The following is a 26,400-nucleotide window of genomic DNA, read 5'->3' as shown; positions in this document are numbered from 1 at the left end:
TATCGCTGACTATTGTCTGAATGAAAGTGACTTGAACTCCAGAGGAGTATCGGTATGGCCGGACGCATAGATGATTACGGACGAGGCATTCAGAGGTGCGACTACGTTCATCTCGTGTGTCTCCCATTCCGTCGTGCAGTCAAACGTCTCGATGTCGGTAGTAATGAAGGCGTCTTGGGCATCCATCCAGTTGGCCTGGATTCTTCCGGGAGTGGGCGTCGTTGCGCAGCGTGCAAAGACGCTGTTTATGTAAGGTTGTCCCGGCGTCACTTCGACACGCTGTGTTGCCGGTGTCTTTACATTGACGGTCAGGATTTTTCGAGACGCGTCATAGGTCGATGGCGAACTCAGACTCCAGCCTTCGAGGTTGGATAGCTCGGGGTTGAGCAACCGTTCGGAGTAAGTGTTATTAAGTTTGCGCAGGTCCAGATCACCGTTTTTTGCATACGAAGTGGACACATTGAGCAGTAGCTCGAGTTGAGCCTTGGGAGTGTTCTTGAGGTCGATAATCAGCCAGTCCACCTGACGGCGGCGTAATAGCTGCGTAAGTTTTGGTTGCGAGGTCGCCGCGTCGAATTCGGCTTTCCATTTCACGTTGTACCACGACGTGTAAAGGGCATCGCTGCTCAAGCCCGCCATCAAGGGGGACGCAAAGACCGCCACGGGATGATGTTCGGTATTTAAAGCGTTGACTGCGTCGACCATTTTTCTGATAGGCAAACGCTCTGATAGATAGGCATCTCGACCGGCCGCACTGAACAGCGAAGATGGATTTATTTGACCGTAGTAAGTCGCCGTCTGAATGAATCGGGTATTGGTCAGGACCAACAGGACACCGGCAATGATTGCGAGGGTCCGCGGGAAGACCTTACTGTCGGAGAAGGGCAGGGCGAGAATCACTGAAAACAGAGCGAAAGAGGGGAATATATAACGCAAATACGCCGTTGAGTGGAACGTCATGATCATCGCGCCGACGGCGAAAAAGAGGATGCACAACGCTTTTTTGTTTCCGCTCAATACCAGGGCGGCGGCAGTCGTGGGCAGCAGTAGCCATTGGAAACCTGCCGCGCCAACTTGTCCTTCAATGAACTGATTCGACTTGAAGACCATTCGATAGAGGGTATCCCAGGTAACCCCTGTGCCGAAGATTGCCGGTGGTTCGAAGTTTTTGTTCGGCCATAGCGGCGATTGGAAAATGGCATTGAAAAACGGGAATACGGGATTGCCCGTCAGATACCAGGCAGAGACGTAAGGTGTAACCCCCGCTAGTATCAAGCAGATGCAGCCCAGGATGAGCGTCCTGACTATCCCTTGGAGGGCCCAGGCTTTGTATTGCAATAAGAGAAAAACCAGGAGGACCGGTAGGATATTCAGTGTCACGGCCTTGGCCGCCATGGCGAAGCCCAGCATTGTCCCTGCCAGGAGCAGGTGCGACATACGCTCTTTGGCATCAGGTGTGAAACTTGAGACTTTTAATATCGCGAGTGATCCGCCCATTATGAAAGCGGTCCACGCCGACTCTATATGCAGGCTGCTGCTTTCAGCGAATGCGAGGGGAGTCGACAGGAAGATAAGGGCTGCCCACCGGGAGCTTGTGGCAGTTCCTCCGGCCCAAATTGTCATGTTCCGAACTTGCCACGCCAGCAACAAAGTAAATGCGGAGTTGGTCAGGCGCGATGCTGTCTCACCGGCCAGCATATAGGTAATACTGTAGATCCAGTCGACCAGCATGGGCATGACAGCCCACACATAAGTGTTTGCGTCGAACTTCCACTGATGTAGCTGTGCCAGATGTGAAGGAACGAAGAGGTGCATAGCCAGCGCGTCGTGCCCTACCTCCGGCATGAAGGCTACCAATACGTAAAGGCATGCGAAGCTACAAATCAGTACGTCAAGTACAGTCTGGGTTGTTGTTTTCGGGCGGTGGACGGCTCGAATTCGCGTCAGAAGTTCACGACATATCGACGTGGTGTGTTTGTGCCCCAATAAAAGCGGCAATAACAGCAGCGCTGAATACAGCCAAGGGTAGTTGATCGGGAAGTACGCCGCCAGGCCTGTAAGCGTGCCAAACGTACCCGCTCCGATCAGGAAGTGGACGGTCCAGTCGGCGGATATTCTTTGCCCCAGCATCCATCTGCCGAATACGGTTGAAGACAGCGCGAACACAGCGAGGACAATCATTGGCCAAGCCTGTCCGAAGGCAATGGACAGGCATGCAATCAAACCGAAGCCCAGAACTATCGGTGACTGGCGGGTGATGACAGTGAGGGAGGTCAGACCTGCCACCGACAGCAATATCGTCCGGATGTCGCTGTTCATACTCGGAAGTTCAAGCGTCGAAAAACCGTACAGGCTGATAGCCGTACTTGCTAATAAAACGGACAGTACCACTGCGTATTTCAGGCTATCTCTATGCAAAATATCGTCTCTGGTGTTCAACACATCAGTGTCGTGCAAAGGGGCGCATAACGGGCTGCTTATACGTCTCGATACGTGTGCGGGACCCAAGGTCCCCACTTGCGCTCGTAAATCGCTTTGTTTTTTTCGAAAAGTGCCTGTTTTTTCTCTGCGCCTAATTTGTTGAACGAGGCGGACAAGTGGTGGTGAACGAAGACATCTTCGGCACAGGCAGCACGCATGCCGCTGTGCTGCACGCGGCGACAGTAATCGTCATCTTCGAAGAACCCCAGACCATACTCTTCGCACAGTCTACCTATTTGCTCATAGGTCGAGCGCGGGAACATTACGCAGAAAAAGGCCAGGGTATTGATTTCGAACCACTCACCCATATGGGCGCGGGTCATTTCTGAAGACTCGGTGTGCATGTCTTCTATCCGGCAATAACGGGTGCTGACTTTTGCTTCATTGCCGATGTTGTTAGTGATCGGGCCGATGATCCCGATGTCTTTGTTGTCCTGTAGGTGACGGATCAAGCCTTTGATCCAGCCGGCGGTGACCACTGTGTCATTGTTCAGGACAACCATATAATCGCCGCTGGCCGCTGCGAGACCCACGTTATTGCCCGCTGCGAATCCCTTGTTGTCAGGGTTGAGGATGACGATCCGGTCTGGATGTCCATCTGCCCAGGCGGTGAGGAATGCAGGGGTGTGGTCGCTGGAGTTGTTATCGACGACTATAATCTCAAGGTTCGCGTAGTGACTCTGGGTCAACAGGCTGTCGAGGCAGGCCTTGGTGAGCTCCAGATTGTTATAGGTCAACACCACGACGCTGACTTTAGGCAGGGGCAAGGTGTCGATGGCCTGACGCAAGCTTGCGGCCCGATGCTGCCAGGTCTGACCCTGTGCGAATGATTGGCGCGCTTGCAGCGTGGAGTCGGCCTCTGGCAGTGTTTCCAGAATATTGTGTATTGCCGAGATGAAGTCAGTCGGGTTTTTAGCCGTCCAGACCAGTTCCCCGAACTGGCTCAGCTCCGGTAGTTTCACCGACACCACGGGTTTCCCCGCGCTCAAGTATTCATAGACCTTTACCGGATTGGTGGCCAGGGTCAACGGAATGACTTTGAACGGAAGCAGGCAAACGTCTATGGCATGGAGATAGTGCGGTAGTGAGGCATACGGAACTTCGCCTTCCATGACCACATTCGGACAGGTCTTGAGGTGTTTTTTCGCCTGCACCGTATCATTGCCAATCAGCAGTATCAGGTGCTGCGGGAAGGATTGGGCTACTTGCTTGACGAGGTCCAGATCGAACCATTCGGCAATGGCGCCGTAATAACCGATGATTTTTCTATTTTCAGGATCCCGGTAGACGTTGTCGGGACGTTGGCTGAAGAAGTTGTACTCAGCGGCATTGCGGATCACTTCTACGTTGCGGTTTTCTCGCTTGGCGTGCTGTTCAATCCAGTCGGACGTCGCTACCAGCAGGTCCGCTCTGCGCATCAAGGCGATTTCAAGGTCGAGCAATTCCTGCGCAACGTTGCCAAAGCCTTCATGATGATCCATGCAGTCATAGATCAGCGTGGAATTTGGGATACGTCTTGCCAGCGGGAACCAGTAGGCATGCTGGACGATGCAATCCACAGTATCGACTTTCGCCCATTGCAGGAGCATGGCGATACTCTGGCACAGCTGGCTGATCGCGGCAGTTGAGGGCGGAGCATGATAAATAGCCGGTGCGCCGAGGACCTTAAGGCGGATCTGGAATAGTCCACTGGACTCATCCAGTGGTTCTACTTCGAAGCCGGGTGCCTCGTCGTCGATAAAATGATTCGAGATATAAAATGTCGTCTGTCCTGCTCTGGCCAACTCTTTGGCCAGGTTTTGCGGGCGCTGAATGCGGAAGTGCCAGTCAATGACTCCGAACATCAGGACCGTGGGATGCGCAGTGGAGGACTGTACTTCAATGTTTGCTTGAGGTGGCGGGAGCGGCAACGATGTAACGCCTGACGATGTCAGTGATTTGCCCGACGTTGCCTTGCGTGGTTTTAGCCAGCTGCGAACACGACGCGCCAGCCTGCTTTTTTGGTTTGCGGTGAGCGGCAGGTGCGCGTAGATGCTGCGCGATAATTTAAACAGTAGTTTGCGTATCGAATAATGCAGCGGTGCGCGCTCGATGGCGCTGCTCCAGTCAGAGAGTTTGAGCAGCTCTGCTTGCTTTGCAGCCAGTCGAGTGCGCAAATCCACCGCCCAATCGGAAATGGCGACAGCCTCGCGTTCTTTTGCCTGGAGTAACACACCGGCATCTTTCAGATACTGTTCAGTCGCCTGCAACTGCTCGTGCAGCAGTTCGATCTCGCGTTCCTGAAGCGATACGCGAGTCCGAAGTTCTTTTGAATCAAGGCGTAGTTGATCGATAAGCCTATCTCGATTCTCGATTTCCTTGACGAGCTGCAAGGCTTCGACGGATCTGGATTCTGCTGAACGAGTCAGTTGGTCGATGCAATCAACAAGACGATTGATCTGTTCCATGCGATTTTCTGGTCCTATGGTAAATGCGGTCAACTCAGGCGCGGCATCTACCGTTCGCGAGTCGCACGTTTTAAAACAAATTTTGAGCCGCGAGGTGTTGTCTCGCTCGGTTACTGCTGACTATTCGACGCAAGCTCATAGTCGAACTCCAGCAGTGCCTCACTGGCTCTTGCAACCCACGGGAAGCTGGCCGCGTCGCCGAGATTTTTCCAGGCGTAGCAACGGTTGTTCAGTGGTGGTTGGCCGAGATTTTTGTGATGGGGCAAATGCCGCAAATCCTTGCCGAGGCTCTGCCAATCCAGCATTCGATCATCGAACGCCACGTCAAGGAAATCGCACAAGGGCTGGAGTACCGACTCAGGGCCCGCCACGAGGTCCTCATAACGGACGAAAAAGTAATTCTCCGGTTTTTGAGTGGCGAACCGTCGGAGGTTGAGGTTGGTGTTGTTCCAGATGCCCGGGAATGTCTTCTCAATGTTTTGAGGTGCCCAAGCGGTACTTTGCAGGGACAGTACGACGTCACGTACATCCCGCACGATATGGATCACCTTGATGTTCGAGTTGAATACCTGGGTATTGCGCAGGATTCCGAATGAGCCCAAATCATTGGGGGATTTATCCCCGGCAATGGAAGCTCCTGTTTTCTCGGCGACCAGTGCGTACAGGCTTTCGAGTATGGCAGGCACGTTGTAATCAGCGCTATAGACGCAATTTTCGACTTCGCTCGGGGCAAGGTAGCAGCCAATACTGGCGGCAAAGTCTTTGGTCGAAACAATCATTTCAGCAGCGAGTCTGCGACCGATTTGTTCATCGCGTATGCGGTCGATCAAAAACGCGAGAGGAACGATGAAGTCGGTTTCGTGAGGAATGACGATTGCCGGGTTCTGGTTCAGCGATTCTCTGAGGAACGTCGTACCCGAACGTGGGCTACCAAAGATTATGAACATTGCGGCGCTCGCTGAAGGCTGAACTCGGTATCGAAACAGGTCATGGTGCTGATTTTCTTGTGGCAACTTACGCTGAAGACGATCGCGTTGATAATTCGGTCGGCTACTATCAGTTGCAGCTCGCCGTCCTGTTCATAGGAGGTGCCGACGCTGATCGAGTAGTGCCCTGGATGTAGCAGAGGAATGTGGATTCGCGCTTCGACCGTAATGCGCTCGCCGAGGGTCGTGAATCGTTCCGCGGCCATGCCTTCGAGCCGCGTGTTGGTCGCCGCGATTTCCTCGCCTCTGAAGTTCCTGACGATGTAGCCGAATACCAGTGAATGTTCATGGGGCAAGCTAACGTTTGTCGCGGTGAATCTGAGGATGACATCAGAACCACCTTGTACCTCGTCGGTCGGGTTTCTGTCTTTATCGTACAGACGTGCACCAATTATCTGGCAGCGCTGATCGCCCAGGCGCCTGTCGATATTTGCAATGTGTTCTTCGTCGTTGCCCGCCTGCAAGCGGGTCGCTGGCTCAAGGCTCTTTGTTTCACTGGCGACGGGCATTTGAAAGAGCCACGCCAGGTAGTCATCAACCACGCCGTTGGCTGCGCCGATGCTTTGCACTTTGCCTTGATGCAGCCATATCGCGCGATCACAGAAGCGTTTGACCAGCATGCTGTCGTGGGTCACGAGCAGGATGGAAGTTCCTCGTTCCTGGAGTTGATGCAGGCGGTCCATGCAGCGATGGACGAAATGGGCATCACCGACCGCGAGCGCTTCGTCGACAATCAGGATTTCAGGGTCGATGTTGGCTTGAATTGCAAACGCCAGGCGGACGTACATGCCGCTGGAATAGCTCTTGACCGGTTGTTCAATGTATTCGCCAATTTCAGCGAAGGTTTCGATGGCGGCATAGCGCTCGTTGATCTCTGCAGTGCTGAGGCCCAGCATCGCACCGTTGAGATAGATGTTCTCACGCCCCGTGAACTCAGGATTGAATCCAGACCCAAGCTCCAGCAATGCAGCGATACGACCGTGGGTGGTGACCTGGCCGCTGCTTGGGTTCAGCGTGCCGCAGATCATCTGCAGCAACGTTGACTTGCCGCTGCCATTGCGGCCGATGATGCCCACCGTTTCGCCTTTTTTTATCTCGAAGCTCACGTCGTTCAGTACAGGGAAAACCTTGAAGTACTGCTTGCGCTGCCTTGAAAACATCTGCAGCAGGCGGTGAACGGGTTTTTCATAGACGTGATAGCGTTTGCTGAGCTGTTCAACACGGATAACAATTTCAGATGACATCGGCAAAGCCTTTGCGTGTTTTCTGGAACCAGGTAAAGCCTGACCAGGCAATGAATACAGACACTGCCGAATAAGCGGCCAGGCTGCCCCATTGCGGCGTCTTGCCCCAGAAAAGTACATCGCGAGCCATTTCTACTGGAAGGGTTAGAGGGTTTGCCTGCAAGACGGTTTGATAGCTTTCCGGAAGCGTCGAAAGCGGATAGAAAATCGGTGAAAGAAATAGCATCGCCGTGGTGAGAATGCCGATGAGTTGGCCAATGTCACGCAGGTAAACGCTGATCGAGGCGAGAAACCAGGAGATACCCAGCGTTAGCAATACCAAGGGAAAAAGCACCAGCGGTAGTAGAAGAATGGTTACCGGTGGGATTCCGAACAGTACGACATAGAAAACCAGCCAGGCCAGGAGGCTGACAGTCGTGTGGAACAGGGCTGCACCGAGCGACACGAGGGGCAGTATTTCAAGTGGGAACACAATTTTCTTGACGTAATTGGTATTCGCCAATACCAATCCCGGCGCACGATTCACGCATTCGGAAAACAGGTTGAATACCAGCAGGCCAGCGAACAGTACCAGGGCGAATTCACTCTTGGAGTCACCGCCACCAGCCCAGCGGGCCTTGAATACAACACTGAATACAAACGTGTAGACCACCAGCATGAACGCGGGCGTGAAGAACGACCAGAAAATGCCGAGCATCGAGCCTTTATAGCGACCGATCACTTCTCTGCGGATCAAGACATGGATCAAGTTTCGATTGATCAGAACACTCTTGATCATGGCGGCGGGGGAAGTGCTGAACGGCTGCATCGGTTGCTTGATCCTTAAGGCGATGTCGATCACATGCTCCCTGAGCGACGTCCTCATGGAGTGGTAGGCCAGATGTAAATCTATTCGGTGTAGTGGCGAATTCGACGTGAAGCGACGAACTAATATTATTCAATGTTAACTGTCGAGCCACTCAAAACGAATCAACCTCCGTGTACCTGTTCGTTTGTAGCACTGCATGCTGACTTGCTGTGCTATCAGGCTGGTCCCCTGCCGATGCTGTCGACTTCCTTTTTCGATACTACTGATTCCGTTAGTAGAGGGGGCGAGATATTACGCGTGCTGAACTTTTCCTACAATCAAAACTCGTTTTTCTGCAGAGCCTTTTTTGAGGGTTGGGCGATCAGGTGTGCCGAGTATTAGTCAGTTAACTGACGCCAGCGATAGGTGCGCTAGTTCATTGTGCCGGATCATTTTGGGATCGTTCTTTAGGTGTAAGTGGCAAACTGAAGAGGAGGCTGGGCGAAGATCGTGTTTTCATCGCGTCTGTGCTCAACTAGTTCGCAGCGCCCTGCTCAGTACTATTTTCAGGGTCCGTCGAAATAACGGTAGTGACGCACAGAAGGGTTTAGCCGATGTCGTTTGAAATGGCCATCAGCGCCGAAAACCTGAGCAAGTGCTATCAAATTTATGATGCGCCCAAGGACCGCCTGCTGCAGATGTTGGTGCGTGGCAGGAAGCGTTTTTATCGCGAGTTTTGGGCCCTGGACGATGTTTCCCTGACGGTCGGAAAGGGTGAGACAGTCGGTATCATCGGTCGTAATGGCAGTGGCAAATCTACGTTGTTGCAACTGATTTGCGGGACGTTGATGCCAACCCGTGGCAGTGTCCGGGGGCATGGCCGGATTGCTGCGTTGCTTGAGTTGGGGGCTGGTTTCAATCCAGAGTTCACCGGCAGGGAAAACGTCTATATGAATGCGGCGGTGCTGGGCTTGAAACGCTCGGAAATCGACGCTCGCTTTGATGAAATCATCGCCTTCGCCAATATCGGCGACTTTATCGATCAGCCCATTAAAATCTACTCCAGTGGAATGCTGGTACGGTTGGCCTTCGCTGTTTCGGTCTGTGTAGAGCCCGATATCCTGATCGTCGATGAGGCCCTCTCTGTCGGCGATGCATCCTTCCAGTTCAAATGCCTGAATCGACTGGAAGAGCTGACCACGAAAGGCACGACGCTGTTGTTCGTCTCTCATGACATGAGCATGGTTAAACGTTTCTGCCATCGGGTCATTTATTTGCGCGAAGGCCGGGTAGTAGCCAGCGGCGCGCCCGATGAAATGGCGGAGTTGTACTTGCTCGATATGCGCGACGAGCAACGCCGATGGGCAAGTGGTGGTGTCATACCGGTTACGCGCAAATCATTCATGGGTGGCCAGGACGGCATTGCTTTCGGTACCGAAGAGGGACACATCAGCTCTGCCTGTTTCACCAACACTCAGGAGCTTTCATCAAGTTACATGTATGGCGACGACATTGAGATTCGTGTTGAGGCGTTGCTTCATCAGTCGATCAGTCAACCCAACATCAGTTTCACCATCCAGGAGGCAAGGCTGCTGGTGATTGGTGGGGCGAATTTTGCGCTGCAGGCTGGCCCCGTCGAAAATGGTTGGCGGCGTACAGCGATCACCGTGCGCTTCCCGGCCAACCTCGCGGCGGGTCGCTACCACGTCACCCTGAAGCTCCTGCACGGAGTGACTGAAGACACCTCGCAATTGATCGAGAAGCAGGTAGCGCCGTTGGCGTTCGATATGTTGCCGAACCAAAGAGACTTTCTGGGCATGGTTAATCTGGGCCTGCAGAGTGTCAGCCCTCGGCCGAGTGAAAAGCTACTCAATGTCGATCGACTTCCCGAGGGCGGACTCAAGGAGAGTGAGGTTTTGGCAGAGCACATAAACGAGCCCGCGTGGCAGGTTGCTATATTCGGTACCTTTGACGTAGAAAACTACGGCGATCTGTTGTTTCCGATCATTGCCGAAGCGGAGCTGGCTCAGCGTCTGGGCTCAGTTAACCTGCATCGTTTTTCCTACAATGCGAAAACCCAACCTGAATGGCCGTATACGGTGACGTCACTGACGGAACTGCCGAGTATTGCCGGTAGCCTGGATGGCGTTCTGATCGGCGGTGGTTTTCTCATCCGCTTCGATAAAGTCGTTGCCCATGGCTATGGCCCGACAACCCGCGACATCCATCACCCTACGGGCTATTGGCTTACACCTGCGCTAATCGCCTTACAGCATGCGGTCCCGGTAATGTGGAATTCCCCCGGGATGCATTGCAACAGTATTCCCACCTGGGCCAGGCCGCTATTGACGATGGCCCTTGAGCAAAGCCAGTACGTGCGAGTACGCGACGCTTTGTCACGTGATGCCCTTGGCGCGCTCACTCACCAGGCCGAGATCGAAGTATTGCCTGATACCGCGTTTGGCTTGCCCCGCTTGATCGATGAGCAGCAACCCTCCAGTGAATTCACTCGCCTGCGTGAGCAAACAGGGCTGACCGGGCCATATATCGTGATTCACGCCATTCACGTGGTGGAATCTTTTGTACAGCTGTTCGAAGACTACCCTGAGGCGTTCCAGCACTATCGGTTTCTGGTTATTCCGATTGGCCCCGTTCTGGGTGACGATCCATCAATCATTGCCAAGCGCCTACCCCATGCCATCACCTTGTCGTTTTGGCCGCAGCCTTTGCTGATGGCTGAAATTCTCAGTCAGGCGCAAGCCGTGATCGGACATAGCTACCATCTGGCGATAACCGCACTGGCGTTTGGCGTCCCGGTGTTTTGCTCGGCGGATCTGACAACGGGCAAATACACGGCGCTGGCTGAATTCGACTCACTCCATGCGTTGCCGGACGTGGTGACCGTCGACCCTCAATGGTTTATTTCGCGTGTGGGGAAAACCAGTCCATCGCCCGCGGCTCGCGCAGCGGCGGATAAGTTGGTTGAGCACTGGGATCGGGTCGCTGCGATCATTCGCCAGGGCAAAACCTCGTCCCAGCCAGTGTTGGGCGCATTTTTGCAAAATCTGCCGAATCTGCTCGAAGCAGCAGTCGAGGGCAGTGATGCATCGCAAGCTGAATGTCCGGTACACCCCGTCGTACCTGAGATCATCAATCCAGCGCAAAACCTGCCAATACAAGAGCTGGCTCAGCAACAACGGATTTTTCAGCTCAGTCAGCAGCTAGTACTAAGTGATGCTAGGGTTCTTGAATTGCAAAATTCCAGTTCATTCCGAATGACCGCACCACTGCGCTCCATCGCGCGTGGCATCAGAAACCTGGCAGCGAATAAGAAAAAATAATGTTAGATCTCTCTCGTCTCAAGCCCGCCGCTCTAAAGGCTCACCCTTTCTCATGGGCTGAAATCGGTAGTCTGTATTCAGTCAAGGATGCCGCAGCGTTGGCACAGTCTTTTCCCCATGATCACTTCAAGACAGTGAGTGGTTACGGGGGCGAAAAAAATTATGACTATGAGGCTCGTGCCTTGGTGGGCATGGGGACTAATACCATTGCTTTTCCCGAAGAGCTGAGCGAAGCGTGGCTGAGTCTGGCGCAAGATCTTGGTTCGGCTGACTATCGGGACGCCATGTCGCGACTGACGGGGATCGATCTGCGCAATGTGCCGATGGAGGTCAACGTGTTTCATTACGGACCTGGCGCCAGCCTGGGAGCCCATCCGGATCTGCCAGACAAATTGGTCACCCATATCCTGTATTTCAATGAGTCATGGAACCGCAACGACGGCGGTTGCCTGAATATTTTACACAGCAATGATCCCGCCTCTGTCGCTGCCGAGATTGAACCCCTGGTTGGCAACTCGGCGATCCTGGTGCGCTCGGATAACTCCTGGCATGCCGTCTCGCAGGTGGTGGGCGGCTGCAGTTCCTCACGCCGCAGCTTGACTGCAACGTTCTATCGCCCTGGCTCCGTCAGCTCCATGTGGTCGCAGGGCGACACTACTCTGTTGCATGGGTACCCACATGGCTGAGCTCGATAGCATCTTGATCGACCGCGACGCGGCCTTGGCCCAGCGAGATTCAGCCATCAATGAACGCGATACCGCGCTGGCAAAGATCGACTTTCTGCAAAATACTCGCTCGTGGCGCATCACCCGACCACTGCGCTCTCTTGTCCGGCTGATGCGTTATGGTTTTACAACTAGGCAAAATCTGCCCGAGACGGTGGGCGCAATCGTGTACCCCGCAGCACCAGAGCCGTTACTGATGCCTGAGGTGGCCCCGGATTTCATAACGGCAGGGCGCCTGGATATTCTCTGCTTCGCCAATATCGATTGGGCCGCACGATTCCAGCGACCACAGCAGTTGATGAGTCAATTTGCGCACAATGGTTATCGGGTGTTTTATGTCGTCCCATCCAGTGTGCCTGAACAAGGACAGCTCTATAGGTTGAGGTCCGTAGCACCGAATATTTTTGAGGTGGCACTGCAGCGCGATGTCCAAGAGGAGTATTACGAAAAAATAGTGACGCCTGAGAATAACCGGATTTACCTGCGAGCCGTTGCTGCGCTAGTAGCCGACATGCAGATAAAAAGCGCTCTCTTGATGATTCACATTGCTTACTGGAGCCCGTTGGCACTCAGTCTGCGATCCGCGCATGGCTGGCGGATCCACTATGACTGTATGGATGACTGGGACGGCTTTCCGAACATCGGCGAACAGCTACTGAGTGAGGAGAAGATCCTGGTTGCCCAGGCTGATCTGGTGACCGTTTCTGCCGCCTCGCTTTATCAGAAGTGGTGCGCCTGTAACGCGCGATGCTTGCTGGTCAGAAATGCAGTAGATTTCGCTTTTTTCCAGCAACACTGTTTTGCCAATGAAGTGCTGAGTGGACTTACCGGGCCTGTGATTGGCTACTATGGTGCCTTGGCGCAATGGCTGGATTATCCATTGTTGGCGGCGTTGGCGGACAGGCGACCAGAGTGGAATTTCATTCTGGTGGGGGATATTTTCGTCGAAGATCTGGCGGGCCTTGAGCACAAGCCCAATGTGCAGTTGCTGGGCAGGAAGCCTTACTCGCAAATGCCACTTTATCTGGACCATTTCGATGCCTGCCTGATCCCCTTCCGGCTCTACAACGTGACGCACGCGGTCGATCCGGTGAAGTTTTATGAGTACATCAGTGCGGGCAAGCCGGTGGTATCCACTCCGCTCAAAGAAATTAGCGTCTATAAGGATCTGCTGTACTTCGCAACCGGGGTCGATGAGTTCATCGAACAGATAGAGTGCGCTTTGGCTGAGTGCGATCTTGCCATGTACAAAAGGCGAGTTGAGCTCGCCCGTGCCAATGACTGGAAGGATCGATTCAATAGCATGCAACTTGCCATCGTCGATCTGTACGAAAAAGTCTCCGTCGTGGTCATTACGTACAACAATTTCAATCTGACGGTTCAATGTGTAAACAGTATTCTGCGTAATACGACGTGGCCCAACTACCAGCTCATTGTTGTCGACAATGGCTCTGACGATGGCACGTGTGACTATCTTGAGCGCCTGCGTCAAGAAGTGCCGTCGGTTAAGATCATCCTGAACCCGGAAAACCGGGGGTTTGCTGCCGCCAACAATCAAGGCTTGCGAGAAGCCAATGGCGACATTCTGCTGCTGCTCAATAATGACACTGTGGTTCCTAAAGGATGGCTGGACCCGTTAGTCCATCATTTAAGAGACTCAAGTATTGGCTTGGTCGGACCGGTCACAAACGCTGTAGGAAACGAAGCGAAAATCAAAGTTTCCTACACCGATATTCAACAGATGCAAGACTTTGCAGATGGTTACACCGAAGCTCACAAGGGACGGCTGTTCGATATTTCGATGCTCGCCATGTTTTGTGTTGCCTTTCGCAGGGATGTCCTGGATGAGGTCGGTTTTCTGGATGAGGCATTCGGTATCGGTATGTTCGAGGATGACGACTACAGTCGTCGCGTGCAGGCTAGTGGCTACCGAACGGTCTGTGCCGAAGATGCGTTTATCCATCATTACGGGCAGGCATCGTTCAGGAAGCTGATCGCCAGTGGCGAATATCAAGCACTCTGGGACAAAAACCAGGCGTACTTCGAAAGCAAATGGGGAGCCTGGCAAGCCCACGTTCATCGCGACGAGCTTGTTCCGGAAAAGACTGGGAGGGGGTAAACCACACCTTGATCAGATGTTCCAGGGGCTGAGTCAGGCAGAGACCGGAAGGCCCGTTGCTAAATGTGATTTCAATGTCCTGGCAAGTCTTCGAGTGTCAAATGAAACGGTCTGGGAGAAAAGCCAAGCCGATCACTGGCGTCCGTATGATGGTCAAATACCAAATTCTGGTTCATGCGCTCCACCAGCGCGCTTGAAAGATGCCGGTAGCGTGGCAGGCACCGCATGATCGAAACAACCATGCTCAATGTCTTCGCGGAGAGGGCCAGTGTTCGCTCCGGACGTCCCTGAGCCTGGAATATTCGTCTCACCATTGCGTGATAAGGCAAGATTTCTCCCCCTGAAAGGTTGTAACCGCCACTTTGCAGGTCAGGAATTCCAATGGCTGACAGACACGCCTGAACCACGTCATCACTATGTACCGGCTGGCGCAATCCGGTACTGCCACCGATCAGCGGGAAGAATCCGAAACGTTGAATGAAGCGTGCTACTTCAGTAATGTTTTTGTCGCGCCCATGTCCGTAGATCATTGTCGGTCGCAGGATCACCCATTCGATTTGTCGTTCGATCGCCCATTTCTCGAGATGCTCTTCTGCACTTATCAAGCGCTGCGCCAAGACCCTTTCTTGGGCGTCAGGCGATGCTTCTTTGGTAAAGCGACTCGTGGATGACAAGACGATAACGCGCTTGACGTTTGTGCTGGCGAGGCGCCCAAGGTAGTCCGGTAAAACCCAGAGGGGAGCAAATGACAGGAAGGTGTCCAGTTCCAGCCCGTGCCAGTGGTCAGCATTTTTCCAGGTAGCGCCGGGGCAGGAAGCTTTGGGTAGCCCCCGAGTAAAGGCGGTTACCTGAATGCCAGCTTGTGCCAGCAATGGCAGTGCGCGTTCACCCAAGAGGCTGGAACCACCTAATATTCCTATCCGCAACTCAGGTCTCTTTCTGTAGGTTCAATACATTGAAAAGCTGGATAACAGCATGGCGAATGACCATCAGGCTGAATCGAAACCAGACCCCGATAACCACGCTGATCCACAAGAGGACAGAGTATTTGCGGCGGAAAAATTTGCTGTAGAAACGCAGGATCCCATGGTGCTTGTGCCACTCGACGAAATAGGGGCGATTACGACTGCAGCCACCGAATACATGAGTTATCTGAGCATCCGGCACGAATAGAACGCTCCAGCCTGCCTGACGGAAACGCATGCACCAATCGAGGTCCTCGCAGTGGAGAAAATAGTGTTCATCCCACAGTCCGACGCTTTCGATAGCTTCGCGCTTGACCAGCATGCAAGCCCCGGAAATGGCTTCAACGACAATGGGGGCGGCAGGTAGAGGCTCCTTATGCAGTAAAAAGTCGGAAAACGCAGATGGGAAAAACGTGGCGAGTCGCGAAAGCCCGAAAGCCCGCATGAAAGCGCGTCTGGGTGTCGGAAACACTCGGCGCCCGCCGGCTTGTTCACTGCCGTCTGGGTTGCACAGAAATCCTCCGACCATACCGATCTCTGGCGACTTGTGCAGAGCCAGTAGCATACGGTCTATGGCATTTACGGCGAGTACGCTGTCCGGATTCAAAAACAATACATTGGGGGCCGCTGACCGGAGGGCGCCTTGGTTGCACGCCACGGCGAAGCCGAGGTTGGTTGCATTGCGTACGATTTGAAGCGAGTCGTCGGTAGTATGGGTTCGCTCCAGCGTCCTCAAACTATCATCGTGGGAGCTGTTATCCACCACAATGATCCTGGAAGCACCGGCGGCAAATGCTGACCCTACACAAGCAACCAATAGTTCACCTGCGTTGTAATTGACGATGATCACATCACACTCGCCATGTAGAGGCGACTTGACCAGTTCATCAATGGTGGGCAGTTCCACTGCTTTCAACTTCATCACTCCATTGGTCAGGCTTGGATGCATATTGGGTTGCAAGTACTTTCAGGTAAATGGCGACTGACTGGAGGCCGACAGGTCTTGGATCTGTAAGATCTGCAAAGGGTACCATCGTATCAGTGGCATTACGCCACTTGTTGTGAAATAAAGCTGGCTACTGAATCGGTAGTCGAAAATCGTACCTTTAGTCAAGTGGTTGGCGACTCTATTGGCCATGATGAAATACAACCTTATCAGGCGGTTGAGGAATACGTAAGGAATGGGCTGTACTCTCAGTTGATTGCTCATTTTTTGTCTTTGTTTGATAGAGATAAAATTCATTTGCAAAGTGCGATGATTTGTAAGCGTCCGAATTACGCATAACCTGGCGCACCGCCGATATCTTCCGGCGGGCAAGTATTGGCACCGTCGATGCAGTACGGCACTTGAGGACACGCCCCAGCGGGCAGTTTCTTTTCGACTTTGATCCGATGATCCCAGCCGTCGCCAAAGTCGTAGAGATAGCTAAACTTCTTTATCCCGTACAACGCTTTGATCAGGGTCTTGCGGGTTTCCGAGTTGACGGGTGGCCCCCATCCATCGGGGTCGGGGATGCCGTAGTTTTCACCGGCTATTTCAAACTCGTGCATATGTCCTCCCTCCTGATTGAGGGCTAATACATTGAATTGAAATGGATCGACCCTGCCATTTGGCGCCGCGTGGCGGTATCCGAGAACATCACGTTGGGCAAATTGCACGCCTACGCCGATTTTTCGACAGTTGAGTCAGCGTCTGGCTGAGCCACGCGTTTAATTGGTCAAGCAGTGGGCTTGTCCGGCTTTGTCGAACGGTTCTTCGTTGATCGGGTGGGTGCCCGCGAATCCCGCTTTCGATGGCATACAGGGCCGCTATCCGTTGCGCCGCCTCGGCGGCAAGTCGTGAAGCCTGGTCTTTATAGACATCGTAAAACTAGCCGCGGGCGTGAGCCCAGCATGCGGCTTCCTGAATGGAGCCCCTGGCACACAGCTGAGCAAAACCGGCGTAGCCGTCAGTCTACAAGATCCCGCTGAAGCTCTTGAGATGAGCACAGGGATGTTGCCCCTTGCGATCCGTCGAGTAGGCAAACCATACCGCCGCCGGCGTCGTGTAACCGGCAGGTCGGTCGTCACGCACGTATGTCCACAAGCGAGCCGTTTTGGTTTTGCCGTTGCCCGGCGCGAGTACGCCAATCGGCGTGCCGTCGGCATGGACTTTATGGCTGCTCATGACGTGACGCTCAAGGGCGTTGATCAGTGGTCGCAGTAACTGACTGCTCTGGCCGACCCAGTCGGCGAGGTTTGAGCGCTCCAGATCCACGCCCTCGCGGGCGTAGATCTCGGACTGGCGATACAAGGGAAGATGATTGACAAATTTGGAGACCAGTACATGGGCCAGTAACCCCGGGCCAGCGAGGCCTCGGGCTATCGGGCGACTCGGTGCTGGCACTTGGGCGATGCGCTCGCAGCAGCCGCAAACCAACTTCGGTCAGACATGGCAGATCACTTTGAAACGTGCCTGACTTGATTGCTCTTAAGGACTTATTTAGAGCAGATATTGAAAAAAATATGGAGTTGGCTGGGCTGGAGTTTTCGGATTGGTTTTAAGATGAAAGTGGTTCGTTGACATAAATTGGCGTGATTTTTAATTGGTTTTTTTTAGATTTATTCAGGTTGAAAAAGTTGCGCTATTGTTTTCGGTTGCAGTTCTAGCCGCATTAACTGGTTGTGGGGTTGAAGAGCTGCGTATCCCACACCACGGGCGCGTCCAATCCAAGAAGATCAGGGCTTAACATGGACAGTTTCCCTTGTCGCAATACGCAATTTATGTGGGTGAATATGTAAAAACACTATTTAAATCATTTGGCTTGATTGTTTTTTGTATTAAATCACAATCTGCGACAGATTTTCTTTGGAATGCTTCCACATGACAGCTCTACGTCAGGATGATTAACGGTGCCTTCACACTGGCAAGTGCCTTAACTGGTTTTGCCCACACGGATGTCCAATACCTATGACCGCCTTTACCTCTCCTGCATGCTGCATCGCCATCGTCGGCGCAGGTTTCAGTGGAACCCTCACGGCCATCAACACGCTTAGAGCCAACCCGGCAATGGGGCTGCGCATTCTGTTAATCGAGAAAACCAGTCAGATCTCTCGTGGTCTTGCCTATCGCTACGATGACGATAATCTCCTGCTCAATGTTCCGGCAGGCAACATGAGCGCCATTGCTGATGAACCCAACGATTTCGTCGCGTTTTGCGAAGAGCTGGATCCAGCCTTCAACGCCAAGTCATTCATTTCGCGCCGGCTGTATGGCGAGTATCTGGAGCAGAAGTTAAAGGACGCCATGGATCAGTACCCCGGTGTCATTTCAATCGTGAATGCGCAAGTGAATGCCGTACATCTTTCTACTGACTGCAAACCTTACCGGCTGCAACTGGAAAACGCTGAAGACGTGATGGCTGATAAGGTTGTGCTGGCGCTAGGTCATTTTTCCCCGAAACTGCCCGCTGGAATTCCAGTCGCAATGAGCAGCCAGGTGGTCAGTGCCCTGGACTTCGCCGCCATCGACGTCCTTGACCGAGATGCACCAGTGGCTGTCCTCGGGATGGGTCATACCGCTATCGATGCGGTGTTCAGGCTGACCAGCTGTAACCCGGGCCGCAAGGTCTACATGATTTCCCGCCGTGGTCTTTTGCCTTTTGGTCACCGCTTCAATCCCCAGCCGCCACGCACCAGCGGATTCCCGTCCTGGCTTGCTTCCCTCCCCATGACCATACGCGCCTATACCCGTGCTGCGCGGAAAGAAGCAAAGGCTCGTGAAGCGGACGGCGGCGACTGGCGGGATATGTTTAATGAGCTTCGCCCTCACACAGCTACCCTATGGAAAAACCTTTCAGACACAGAGAGGGGCAAATTCCTGCAGAGGGTCGTGCCGTACTGGGATATCCACCGCCACCGCCTGGCACCAGCCTCCGAGCGCCGCATTAAGCAGCTGATCGAATCGGGGCAGGTTGTTCAACTGGCTGGCAGGGTAAGGGGGGTAGAGAAATTCTGTTCGGGCCTTCGGATCGATGTAGCGCTCAGAGGTCATCAAGGCGTAAGTAGCATCGAGGTCGGCGCTCTGATTAATGGAACCGGCCCCAGCTACGATATCGCAGCTGTGGATCAGCCTATTCTCAATCAATTGCTACGTGATGGCTTGATCAAACAGGATCGACAGAAAATCGGACTTGAGGTGGATGAGCATTACCAGCTCATTACGGCGGGCAGTGATTCGTTGCGCGGGCTGCACTACATCGGCCCGATGCTCAAAGCAAAGTATTGGGAGGCAATAGCAGTCCCGGAGCTTCGCATCCACGCGCAACAGCTTGGCCAAGGGTTGGCGAGCCAGCCCTTCACGAGGATATGTGTTGTTACCCAGCCAGCATCGGATAGGTAAACAGCCCAAAGTGCAGCAGGTTCAGGCCGAAATGGGTGGCGATGGCCGCACCCAAGCCACCAAAACGGTAGGCCAGACCATAGCCGACCCCTGCCAGCCCCGCCAGTAACACCCATTGCCAGCCCGCGCCCAAGTGAGCGAGGCCAAATAGCAGCGAGGCGAGCAGCAGCGCGAGGTTTTCGCCGTAGGGCAGGTGTTTGAAATGCCGGCTCAAACCGCCCTGGATGTAGCCGCGGAACAGCGCTTCTTCCACCAGGGTGACCAACAGCAGGTTGTTCAAGACCCACAGCCAGGCTTGGTCCGGCCATTTTGGCGCCCAACTGATCACACCCAACAAAAAGGCGCCGCCGAGGGCGAGCACGACACTCAAGGTCATGGCGAGGGCGGTGGCGTAAATCGACAGCCGCAGTGAGCGCCGACCGACAATCCACGGGCAGACCAGCAACAACCAGAAACCTATTAGCGGCTTGTCCTGGTTCAAATACATGGAAAACGGCACGGCATTGTCGGTGAACCGTTGCGGGTCGATGCCGCGACCGTTGTAGAAACCCGGCAGCCAATGCATCGCCAGCGCCAGGGCCAGGATGATGAACAAACCATGGCCGATGTAGCGGCCGGCCTGGATCTTTTGCTGGCGTACGGCGAAACCGGCTAACAACAGCAATGCGACGGAAATCGCGGCGAGCCAGCCGAGATGGCCGTAGGTCAGCGCGATTGCATAGCCGATGGAGAGGAGTGCCAGGTGGAGCCATGGCAGAGCGAGCATAAAGAGTCCTTAAGGCTGAAAGCTTCTGTGGCGAGGGGGCTTGCCTGTGGCTAGGGGGCTTGCCTGTGGCGAGGGGGCTTGCCCCCGTTGGGCCGCGCAGCGGCCCCCCGCTTTTCCTCAATACACCCTCGTCCGAATTACGACTGCTGCGCAGCCGAACGGGGGCAAGCCCCCTCGGCACAGGGTTGCAGGTGCTTTGAAGGGCGCGATTATAAGGATGTAAACCGCACAAACAAAAACACCGCCCGAAGGCGGTGTCTCTGTCAGCAACGATGCCTATGAGGCAATCAACTGCCGCAACACGTAATGCAAAATCCCCCCGGCCTTGAAGTACTCCACTTCATTGAGCGTATCGATCCGGCACAACACCTCGATCTTCTCGCTGCTGCCGTCTTCACGGGTGATGACCAGCGTCAGGTTCATGCGCGGTGTTACTTCAACGCCGGTCAGACCCAGAATATCCACAGTCTCCTTGCCGGTCAGGTTCAGGCTCTTGCGGTTCTGATCCAGCTTGAACTGCAACGGCAACACGCCCATGCCCACCAGGTTGGAACGGTGAATCCGTTCGAAGCTCTCGGCGATCACCGCCTTCACCCCCAGCAGATTGGTGCCCTTGGCGGCCCAGTCGCGGCTCGACCCGGTACCGTATTCTTGCCCGGCGATCACCACCAACGGCGTGCCCGACGCTTGATAACGCATGGCGGCGTCGTAGATCGGCAGGCGCTCGCCCGTCGGAATGTAAATGGTGTTGCCACCTTCTTCGCCGCCAAGCATTTCGTTACGGATGCGGATGTTGGCGAAGGTGCCGCGCATCATCACTTCATGGTTGCCGCGACGCGAGCCATAAGAGTTGAAGTCCCTTGGTTCCACGCCTTTCTCGCGCAGGTAATGCCCGGCCGGGCTGTCGGCCTTGATGTTGCCGGCGGGGGAGATGTGGTCGGTGGTCACCGAATCGCCGAGCAGCGCCAGCACGTTGGCTTTCTTCACGTCCTGGATCACCGGCAACGGCCCGCCGATGTCATCAAAGAACGGCGGATGCTGGATGTAGGTCGAATCCTCCTGCCACACATAAGTCGCCGCCTGCGGCACTTCAATCGCCTGCCACTGTTCGTCTCCGGCAAACACCTCGGCGTATTCCTTGTGGAACATCGCGGTGTTGACCTGATTCACCGCGTCGGCAATCTCTTTGGTGCTCGGCCAGATGTCGCGCAGATACACCGGGTTGCCGTTCTGGTCATTGCCCAGGGGTTCGCTGCTGATATCGATGCGCACCGTGCCGGCCAGCGCATAAGCGACAACCAGGGGCGGGGAGGCCAGCCAGTTGGTTTTCACCAGCGGATGCACCCGGCCTTCAAAGTTGCGGTTACCGGACAGCACCGAGGCCACGGCCAGATCGGCTTTCTGAATCGCTTTCTCGATCGGCTCCGGCAACGGCCCGGAGTTGCCGATACAAGTGGTGCAGCCGTAGCCAACCAGGGCAAAACCCAGTTCATCGAGGTATTGGGTCAGGCCTGCCGCTTTGTAATAGTCGGTGACCACTTTCGAGCCCGGCGCCAGGGAGCTCTTGACCCACGGTTTGCGTTTCAGGCCTTTCTCGATGGCTTTCTTCGCCACCAGTCCGGCCGCCATCATCACACTCGGGTTGGAGGTGTTGGTGCAGGAGGTGATCGCGGCGATCACCACCGCACCGTTCTTCAGGCGATAGGTGTGGCCTTCAGACTCGTAGTCCGCCTCGCCGATCAGGTCGGCGTTGCCCACCGCGACGCCACCGCCGCCTTCACTTTCCAGGCGACCTTCTTCTTTGCTGGTGGGTTTGATCTGCAGGCCGAGGAAATCGCTGAAGGCCTGGGCGACGTTCGGCAGCGAGACGCGATCCTGCGGGCGTTTGGGCCCGGCGAGGCTGGCTTCGACGCTGGCCATGTCCAGTTCCAGGCTGTCGGTAAAGATCGGTTCCTTGCCCGGCAGGCGCCACAGGCCCTGGGCCTTGGTGTAGGCCTCAACCAGTTTGACCACTTCGGGTGGGCGGCCGGACAGGCGCAGGTAGTCCAGTGTCACGTCGTCCACCGGGAAGAAGCCGCAGGTGGCGCCGTATTCCGGGGCCATGTTGGCGATGGTCGCGCGGTCGGCCAACGGCAGATCGGCGAGGCCGTCACCGTAGAACTCGACGAATTTGCCGACCACGCCTTTCTTGCGCAGCATCTGCGTAACCGTCAGCACCAGGTCGGTGGCGGTGATGCCTTCCTTGAGCTTGCCGGTGAGTTTGAAGCCAATCACTTCCGGGATCAGCATCGACACCGGTTGGCCGAGCATCGCTGCTTCCGCTTCGATCCCGCCCACGCCCCAGCCGAGCACGCCGAGGCCGTTGATCATGGTGGTGTGGGAGTCGGTGCCGACCAGGGTGTCGGGGAACGCGTAAGTGCGGCCGTCCTCGTCCTTGGTCCAGACCGTGCGCCCGAGGTATTCCAGGTTGACCTGGTGACAGATCCCGGTGCCCGGCGGCACCACGCTGAAGTTGTCGAAGGCACTCTGGCCCCAGCGCAGGAAGGCGTAACGCTCGCCGTTGCGCTGCATTTCGATGTCGACGTTCTGTTCGAAGGCGCTGGAACTGGCGAATTTGTCGACCATTACGGAGTGGTCGATCACCAGATCCACCGGGGACAGCGGGTTGATCCGCTGTGGATCGCCGCCAGCCTTGGCCATGGCGGCGCGCATGGCGGCCAGATCGACCACGGCGGGCACGCCGGTGAAGTCCTGCATTAATACCCGGGCCGGGCGGTATTGGATTTCGCGGTCGGAGCGGCGCTCCTTGAGCCACGCGGCAATTGCCTTGAGGTCGGCGCCGGTGACGGTTTTTTCGTCCTCCCAGCGCAGCAGGTTTTCCAGCAGCACTTTCAACGACATTGGCAGCTTGTCGAGATCACCGAGGCTCTTGGCAGCGTCGGGCAGACTGAAATAGTGGTAGGTCTTGTCGTCGACTTGCAGGGTTTTAAGGGTTTTCAGGCTATCGAGGGACGGCATTTGAAATGACTCCTTTGGGTCCGCACGGCTACGGACTGACGGGACAAACAGAGCCTTTAACCTAGCCCTGTTTTAAGTAGCTGGCTAATAACTGGACTCTATCGACAAGTCCAAGGTTCCGAACTCAGCTATCATGCGCCGGTTTTCGTGACAGGCTTTGCTACAGGGCAAGTTTGCGCATCGATCATTGCCGATTGCCCAGGAGATTCAATGAACACCCTCTTTATGCACTGCCGGCCGGGCTTCGAAGGCGAAGTCTGTTCCGAGATTTCCGAACACGCCGCACGGCTGAACGTGGCCGGTTATGCCAAGGCCAAGACCGCCAGCGCCTGCGCCGAATTCATCTGCACCGAAGAAGACGGTGCCGCGCGCCTGATGCGTGGCCAGCGTTTCGCCGAGCTGATCTTCCCGCGCCAATGGGCGCGCGGGATGTTCATTGACCTGCCGGAAACCGACCGCATCAGCGTGATCCTCGCGCACATCGTCGACTTCCCGGTATGTGGCAGCCTGTGGCTGGAAATGGTCGACACCAACGATGGCAAGGAACTGTCGAACTTCTGCAAGAAGTTCGAAGGCCACCTGCGCAAGGCGCTGATGGCCGCCGGCAAACTGGTGGAAGACGCCAGCAAGCCGCGTCTGTTGCTGACCTTCAAGAGTGGCCGCGAAGTGTTTGTCGGCCTGGCCGAGTCGAACAACTCGGCGATGTGGCCGATGGGCATTCCGCGCCTCAAGTTCCCGCGTGACGCGCCAAGCCGTTCGACCCTGAAGCTGGAAGAGGCCTGGCACCATTTCATCCCTCGCGACCAGTGGGACGAGCGCCTGCACAGCGACATGACCGGCGTCGACCTCGGCGCCGCGCCGGGCGGCTGGACCTGGCAGCTGGTCAACCGTGGCATGCTGGTGACCGCCATCGACAACGGCCCGATGGCCGAAAGCCTGATGGACACCGGCCTGGTGCAGCACTTGATGGCCGACGGTTTCACCTTCAAGCCGCGCCAACCGGTGGACTGGATGGTGTGCGACATCGTTGAGAAACCGGCGCGCAACGCCGCGATGCTCGAAGAGTGGATCGGCGAAGGGCATTGCCGCGAAGCGGTGGTCAACCTCAAGCTGCCGATGAAACAGCGTTACGCGGAAGTGAAGCGTTTGCTCGAGCGCATCGCCGAGGGGTTCAAGGAGCGCGGGATCAAGGTTGAGATCGGCTGTAAGCAGCTGTACCACGACCGTGAAGAAGTGACCTGCCATTTGCGCCGGATTGATGTAAAGAAACCCAAGTCCCGCTGATTCGTACGCCGATCGTTCCTACGCTCTGCGTGGGAATGCATCCCGTGACGCTCTGCGTCACATCCGAAAGCGGAACGCGGAGCGTCCCCGGCGGCATTCCCACGCGGAGCGTGGGAACGATCAGGCGATCAGCCGTAGATGACCGAACACCCGGCAATGCGCGACAATGCCGGCCAGTTTCAGGAGTGAATCATGAGTGAAATGATTGATACGCCGGTAGACGGCACCCTCGACGCCACCGGCCTCAACTGCCCGGAGCCGGTGATGATGCTGCACCAGCACATCCGTGACCTGGCGCCCGGTGGCTTGCTGAAGGTGATCGCCACCGACCCGTCGACCCGTCGCGATATCCCCAAGTTTTGCGTGTTCCTCGACCATGAACTGGTCGGCCAACACGAAGAGGCAGGCACCTACCTCTACTGGATCCGCAAGAAACTCGCTTAACCCATCGACTTGCTGATGCGGATCCGCTTGCGCGCACTGCGCGCCAGGCGGATCGACAGCATCAGCGCCGCGCAACTCAAGCCCACGATCAAACCCTGCCACAGCCCGCTCGGGCCACTCGGCGCGCCGAGCCAGTCAGTCAGGCCCAGGGCGTAGCCCACCGGCAAACCAATCCCCCAATAGGCGAACAAGGTCAGGATCATCGTCACCCGCGTGTCCTGATAGCCGCGCAACGCACCCGCTGCCGTGACCTGGATCGCATCGGAAAACTGAAACAGCGCCGAATACACAATCAACATCGCCGCGACATGAATCACCGTCGGGTCTGTCGTGTAGATGGTTGCAATGTGTTCGCGCAGCAAAAACATCATGCTCGCCGACAGGCAGGCATAGGCCAACGCGCTGCCCATGCCGACACCGGCGGCGAAGCGTGCCTCCCGTGGTTCATTGCGACCGAGTGCCTGGCCGACGCGCACGGTGACGGCCATGCCCAGTGAGTAAGGAATCATGAACACCAGGGAGCTGACGTTCAGCGCGATCTGGTGCCCGGCGACGACGGTCGCGCCAAGGCTGCCGATCAGCAGGGCGATCACCGCGAAGATGCTCGATTCGGCGAACACCGCGATACCGATCGGCAGGCCGATGCCCAGCAGGCGTTTGATCACCGACCACTGTGGCCAGTCGAAGCGGCTGAACAGTTCACTTTTCTGGTAGGCGGGGGCCCAGTGGGTATAGGCCACCATGCCGAGGGCCATGAACCACATGACAATCCCCGTCGCCCAGCCACACCCGGCGCCGCCCATGGCGGGCACCCCGAAGTGACCATAAATGAACACGTAATTGAGCGGGATGTTCAGCGCCAGGGCACACAGACCGAGGATCATCGCCGGGCGCGTGCGGCCCATGCCGTCGCTGAAGCAGCGCAACACGTGATAGAACGCGACCGCAGGCAAACCGGCGGCAATGCCGTGCAGGTATTGCATGCACGGGCCGATCAGTTCCGGATCGACTTTCATCAGGTGCAGGATCGGTTCGGCAGCGATGAGCATGACAGTCGCCATCAAACCCACCACCAGCGCCAGCCACAGAGCCTGGCGCACAATCGGGCCGATTTCGCTGTGGGTGCCGGCGCCGAAGCGCTGGGCGACTTTCGGTGTGGTCGCCAGCAGCGTGCCGGTCATCAACAGAAACACCGGCACCCAGATCGAGTTGCCCAGCGCCACGGCCGCCAGGTCTCGCGGCCCGACCCGACCAGCCATCACCGCATCGACGAAGCCCATGGCGGTGGTCGCCAGTTGCGCGATCATGATCGGCAGCGCCAGGGCGAACAGGGTTTTCAGCTCCAGACGAATCCGGGCAGGGCGGGTGAGGGCGGTTGCAGCGGGGCGATCAGTCACGGAATTCAAGGGCGA

At 55.7% G+C, this 26,400-nt stretch carries 17 protein-coding genes and 3 pseudogenes; 8 read left to right on the top strand and 12 right to left on the bottom strand.

Annotated features, from left to right (window positions below; all coding sequences use genetic code 11):
• Positions 1 to 9 precede the first annotated feature (9 nt).
• From ACZ89E_RS12920 to ACZ89E_RS12900, 5 genes are all read right to left on the bottom strand, one after another.
• Complete coding sequence (locus ACZ89E_RS12920) at positions 10 to 2,319, bottom strand: phospholipid carrier-dependent glycosyltransferase (protein WP_476255817.1); 2,310 nt, start codon at positions 2,317 to 2,319, stop codon at positions 10 to 12.
• A gap of 158 nt (positions 2,320 to 2,477) precedes the next feature.
• Positions 2,478 to 4,928, bottom strand: coding sequence for a glycosyltransferase (locus tag ACZ89E_RS12915; protein ID WP_476255816.1), 2,451 nt, complete (start codon positions 4,926 to 4,928; stop codon positions 2,478 to 2,480).
• Positions 4,929 to 5,038: 110 nt separating this feature from the next.
• Complete coding sequence (locus ACZ89E_RS12910; protein ID WP_149660521.1) at positions 5,039 to 5,875, bottom strand: sulfotransferase family protein; 837 nt, start codon at positions 5,873 to 5,875, stop codon at positions 5,039 to 5,041.
• Positions 5,866 to 7,158, bottom strand: coding sequence for an ABC transporter ATP-binding protein (locus ACZ89E_RS12905; RefSeq protein ID WP_178129198.1), 1,293 nt, complete (start codon positions 7,156 to 7,158; stop codon positions 5,866 to 5,868). The genes ACZ89E_RS12910 and ACZ89E_RS12905 overlap by 10 nt, the downstream gene beginning before the upstream one ends.
• Positions 7,148 to 7,966 carry an ABC transporter permease gene (locus ACZ89E_RS12900; RefSeq protein ID WP_149660589.1) on the bottom strand — a complete coding sequence of 273 codons (819 nt, stop codon included), beginning with the start codon at positions 7,964 to 7,966 and terminating at the stop codon, positions 7,148 to 7,150. Before ACZ89E_RS12900 ends, ACZ89E_RS12905 begins: the two co-directional genes overlap by 11 nt.
• A gap of 593 nt (positions 7,967 to 8,559) precedes the next feature.
• Here ACZ89E_RS12900 and ACZ89E_RS12895 point away from each other — a divergent pair.
• The 4 genes and pseudogenes from ACZ89E_RS12895 to ACZ89E_RS12880 all read left to right on the top strand — a co-directional run.
• Positions 8,560 to 9,825 (top strand): annotated as a pseudogene (locus ACZ89E_RS12895) (ABC transporter ATP-binding protein); the annotation flags it as partial.
• A 36-nt stretch (positions 9,826 to 9,861) separates the two neighbouring features.
• Positions 9,862 to 11,286, top strand: a complete 1,425-nt coding sequence (locus tag ACZ89E_RS12890; RefSeq protein WP_372242357.1) for a polysaccharide pyruvyl transferase family protein — start codon at positions 9,862 to 9,864, stop codon at positions 11,284 to 11,286.
• Positions 11,286 to 11,972, top strand: coding sequence for a 2OG-Fe(II) oxygenase (locus tag ACZ89E_RS12885; protein ID WP_149660519.1), 687 nt, complete (start codon positions 11,286 to 11,288; stop codon positions 11,970 to 11,972). Before ACZ89E_RS12890 ends, ACZ89E_RS12885 begins: the two co-directional genes overlap by 1 nt.
• Positions 11,965 to 14,130, top strand: a complete 2,166-nt coding sequence (locus tag ACZ89E_RS12880; protein WP_476255815.1) for a glycosyltransferase — start codon at positions 11,965 to 11,967, stop codon at positions 14,128 to 14,130. Before ACZ89E_RS12885 ends, ACZ89E_RS12880 begins: the two co-directional genes overlap by 8 nt.
• Before the next feature lie 71 nt (positions 14,131 to 14,201).
• Here ACZ89E_RS12880 and ACZ89E_RS12875 read toward each other — a convergent pair whose 3' ends face one another.
• From ACZ89E_RS12875 to ACZ89E_RS12865, 3 genes and pseudogenes are all read right to left on the bottom strand, one after another.
• Entirely contained in the window at positions 14,202 to 15,023 is an 822-nt protein-coding gene (locus tag ACZ89E_RS12875) for an NAD-dependent epimerase/dehydratase family protein (RefSeq protein WP_476255814.1), read from the bottom strand.
• Between the two features lie 34 nt (positions 15,024 to 15,057).
• A complete protein-coding gene (locus tag ACZ89E_RS12870; RefSeq protein WP_476255813.1) occupies positions 15,058 to 16,017 on the bottom strand; it encodes a glycosyltransferase family 2 protein in 960 nt (319 codons plus the stop codon).
• A 356-nt stretch (positions 16,018 to 16,373) separates the two neighbouring features.
• Positions 16,374 to 16,658 (bottom strand): annotated as a pseudogene (locus ACZ89E_RS12865) (plasmid pRiA4b ORF-3 family protein); the annotation flags it as partial.
• 24 nt (positions 16,659 to 16,682) lie between these two features.
• Between ACZ89E_RS12865 and ACZ89E_RS12860 the strand changes: the two are divergent.
• Positions 16,683 to 16,796, top strand: coding sequence for a plasmid pRiA4b ORF-3 family protein (locus ACZ89E_RS12860; protein WP_256672340.1), 114 nt, complete (start codon positions 16,683 to 16,685; stop codon positions 16,794 to 16,796).
• Here the strand turns inward: ACZ89E_RS12860 and tnpC are convergent.
• A pseudogene (tnpC, locus tag ACZ89E_RS12855) lies at positions 16,768 to 17,550 on the bottom strand (IS66 family transposase); the annotation flags it as partial. The gene ACZ89E_RS12860 and the pseudogene tnpC overlap by 29 nt on opposite strands.
• 495 nt (positions 17,551 to 18,045) lie before the next feature.
• On the opposite strand from tnpC, the gene ACZ89E_RS12850 reads away from it, so the two are divergent.
• Positions 18,046 to 19,476, top strand: coding sequence for an FAD/NAD(P)-binding protein (locus ACZ89E_RS12850; RefSeq protein ID WP_476255812.1), 1,431 nt, complete (start codon positions 18,046 to 18,048; stop codon positions 19,474 to 19,476).
• Here ACZ89E_RS12850 and ACZ89E_RS12845 read toward each other — a convergent pair.
• Complete coding sequence (locus ACZ89E_RS12845) at positions 19,451 to 20,242, bottom strand: CPBP family intramembrane glutamic endopeptidase (RefSeq protein WP_476255811.1); 792 nt, start codon at positions 20,240 to 20,242, stop codon at positions 19,451 to 19,453. The two genes, ACZ89E_RS12850 and ACZ89E_RS12845, sit on opposite strands and share 26 nt — an antisense overlap.
• A 276-nt stretch (positions 20,243 to 20,518) precedes the next feature.
• Positions 20,519 to 23,260, bottom strand: coding sequence for an aconitate hydratase AcnA (acnA, locus tag ACZ89E_RS12840; protein ID WP_149660512.1), 2,742 nt, complete (start codon positions 23,258 to 23,260; stop codon positions 20,519 to 20,521).
• Between the two features lie 210 nt (positions 23,261 to 23,470).
• On the opposite strand from acnA, the gene rlmM reads away from it, so the two are divergent.
• Both rlmM and tusA read left to right on the top strand, forming a co-directional pair.
• Positions 23,471 to 24,544, top strand: a complete 1,074-nt coding sequence (gene rlmM / locus ACZ89E_RS12835; protein WP_133836750.1) for a 23S rRNA (cytidine(2498)-2'-O)-methyltransferase RlmM — start codon at positions 23,471 to 23,473, stop codon at positions 24,542 to 24,544.
• A gap of 192 nt (positions 24,545 to 24,736) precedes the next feature.
• Entirely contained in the window at positions 24,737 to 24,988 is a 252-nt protein-coding gene (gene tusA, locus ACZ89E_RS12830) for a sulfurtransferase TusA (RefSeq protein ID WP_123403368.1), read from the top strand.
• Here tusA and ACZ89E_RS12825 read toward each other — a convergent pair.
• On the bottom strand, positions 24,985 to 26,394 hold the full coding sequence (locus ACZ89E_RS12825; RefSeq protein WP_463259896.1) for an MATE family efflux transporter: 1,410 nt from the start codon (positions 26,392 to 26,394) through the stop codon (positions 24,985 to 24,987). The genes tusA and ACZ89E_RS12825 overlap by 4 nt on opposite strands.
• Positions 26,395 to 26,400 lie beyond the last annotated feature (6 nt).

This window comes from Pseudomonas sp. TE3899 (assembly GCF_056279105.1).
This window is presented reverse-complemented; position numbering and strand designations above follow the sequence as displayed.